This is a genomic window from Peribacillus sp. CSMR9, assembly GCF_033141925.1.
Classification (GTDB): domain Bacteria; phylum Bacillota; class Bacilli; order Bacillales; family DSM-1321; genus Peribacillus; species Peribacillus simplex_A.
The window spans coordinates 1-2,860 of the sequence record NZ_JAOPHO010000146.1 but is presented as its reverse complement, the minus strand read 5'-3'; the positions used below and the strand labels follow the sequence as shown (position 1 = coordinate 2,860).

Annotated in this window: 2 rRNA genes; both read right to left on the bottom strand. The window is 51.4% G+C overall.

Annotation, left to right across the window (positions count from 1 at the left end):
- Positions 1-2,584 (bottom strand): 23S ribosomal RNA (locus N9I19_RS24320); the annotation flags it as partial.
- Between the two features lie 176 nt (positions 2,585-2,760).
- Positions 2,761-2,860: ribosomal RNA gene (locus N9I19_RS24315) — 16S ribosomal RNA — on the bottom strand; the annotation flags it as partial.

Sequence of the window (2,860 nt, the reverse complement as noted above, 5' to 3'; positions counted from 1 at the left end):
CCAACCCTTGGGACCTACTTCAGCCCCAGGATGCGACGAGCCGACATCGAGGTGCCAAACCTCCCCGTCGATGTGGACTCTTGGGGGAGATCAGCCTGTTATCCCCGAGGTAGCTTTTATCCGTTGAGCGATGGCCCTCCCACGAGGTACCACCGGATCACTAAGCCCGACTTTCGTCCCTGCTCCACTTGTAAGTGTCGCAGTCAGGCTCCCTTCTGCCTTTGCACTCTACGAACGATTTCCGACCGTTCTGAGGGAACCTTTGGGCGCCTCCGTTACTTTTTTGGAGGCGACCGCCCCAGTCAAACTGCCCACCTGACACTGTCTCCCACCCCGATAAGGGGCGCGGGTTAGAATTTCAATACAGCCAGGGTAGTATCCCACCAACGCCTCCACCGAAGCTAGCGCTCCGGCTTCTCAGGCTCCTACCTATCCTGTACAAGCTGTACCAAAATTCAATATCAGGCTGCAGTAAAGCTCCACGGGGTCTAACCGTCCTGTCGCGGGTAACCTGCATCTTCACAGGTACTATAATTTCACCCAGACTCTCGTTGAGACAGTGCCCAGATCGTTACACCTTTCGTGCGGGTCGGAACTTACCCGTCTAGGAATTTCGCTACCTTAGGACCGTTTTAGTTACGGCCGCCGTTTACTGGGGCTTCGGTTCAAAGCTTCGCTTGCGCTAACCTCTCCCCTTAACCTTCCAGCACCGGGCAGGTGTCAGCCCCTATACTTCGCCTTGCGGCTTCGCAGAGACCTGTGTTTTTGCTAAACAGTCGCCTGGGCCTATTCACTGCGGCTTTTCCGGGCTATTCACCCTAAAAAGCACCCCTTCTCCCGAAGTTACGGGGTCAGTGTGCCGAGTTCCTTAACGAGAGTTCTCTCGCACACCTTAGGATTCTCTCCTCGCCTACCTGTGTCGGTTTGCGGTACGGGCACCTTACATCTCACTAGAGGCTTTTCTTGGCAGCGTGGAATCAGGAACTTCGGTACTATATTTCCCTCGCCATCACAGCTCCGCCTTAATGGAAACGGGATTTGCCTCGTTTCCGGCCTAACTGCTTGGACGCGCATATCCAACAGCGCGCTTACCCTATCCTTCTGCGTCCCCCCATCGTTCAAACGATGTATAGGTGGTACAGGAATATCAACCTGTTGTCCATCGCCTACGCCTTTCGGCCTCGGCTTAGGTCCCGACTAACCCTGAGCGGACGAGCCTTCCTCAGGAAACCTTAGGCATTCGGTGGAAGGGATTCTCACCCTTCTTTCGCTACTCATACCGGCATTCTCACTTCTAAGCGCTCCACCAGTCCTTCCGGTCTGACTTCAACGCCCTTAGAACGCTCTCCTACCATCGACACCAAAATGGTGTCAATCCACAGCTTCGGTGATACGTTTAGCCCCGGTACATTTTCGGCGCGGAGTCACTCGACCAGTGAGCTATTACGCACTCTTTAAATGGTGGCTGCTTCTGAGCCAACATCCTGGTTGTCTAAGCAACTCCACATCCTTTTCCACTTAACGTATACTTTGGGACCTTAGCTGGTGGTCTGGGCTGTTTCCCTTTCGACTACGGATCTTATCACTCGCAGTCTGACTCCCAAGAATAAGTATTTGGCATTCGGAGTTTGACTGAATTCGGTAACCCGTTGGGGGCCCCTAGTCCAATCAGTGCTCTACCTCCAATACTCTCATCTTGAGGCTAGCCCTAAAGCTATTTCGGCGAGAACCAGCTATCTCCAGGTGCGATTGGAATTTCTCCGCTACCCACACCTCATCCCCGCACTTTTCAACGTGCGTGGGTTCGGGCCTCCATTCAGTGTTACCTGAACTTCACCCTGGACATGGGTAGATCACCTGGTTTCGGGTCTACGACCTCATACTCATTCGCCCTATTCAGACTCGCTTTCGCTGCGGCTCCGTCTTATCAACTTAACCTCGCATGAAATCGTAACTCGCCGGTTCATTCTACAAAAGGCACGCCATTACCCATTAACGGGCTTTGACTACTTGTAGGCACACGGTTTCAGGATCTATTTCACTCCCCTTCCGGGGTGCTTTTCACCTTTCCCTAACGGTACTGGTTCACTATCGGTCACTAGGGAGTATTTAGCCTTGGGAGATGGTCCTCCCTGCTTCCGACGGGATTTCTCGTGTCCCGCCGTACTCAGGATCCACTCAGGAGGGAACGAAGTTTCAACTACAGGGTTTTTACCTTCTTTGACGGACCTTTCCAGATCACTTCATTTACCCCGTTCCTTTGTAACTCCATGTTGAGTGTCCTACAACCCCAAGAGGCAAGCCTCTTGGTTTGGGCTAATTCCGTTTCGCTCGCCGCTACTCAGGAAATCGCATTTGCTTTCTCTTCCTCCGGGTACTTAGATGTTTCAGTTCCCCGGGTCTGCCTTCAGTACCCTATGTATTCAGGTAAAGATACTGTTCCATTACGAACAGTGGGTTTCCCCATTCGGAAATCTCCGGATCAAAGCTTACTTACAGCTCCCCGAAGCATATCGGTGTTAGTCCCGTCCTTCATCGGCTCCTAGTGCCAAGGCATCCACCGTGCGCCCTTTCTAACTTAACCGTTAAAAAAGATCTTACTGATGCTTTGAAAAAAATTAATTGCCTTCTATCTATTATCTAGTTTTCAAGGAACAAAGTAGAAAGAATCCATCACATCGTGATGCTTATCTTTCGTATCTGAATGAATTACTCATTCAAAACTGAACAAAACAAAAGCGCTCTCGTAATTATCCTTAGAAAGGAGGTGATCCAGCCGCAAATTCCGATAAGGCTACCTTGTTACGACTTCACCCCAATCATCTGTCCCACCTTAGGCGGCTGGCTCCATAAAGGTTAC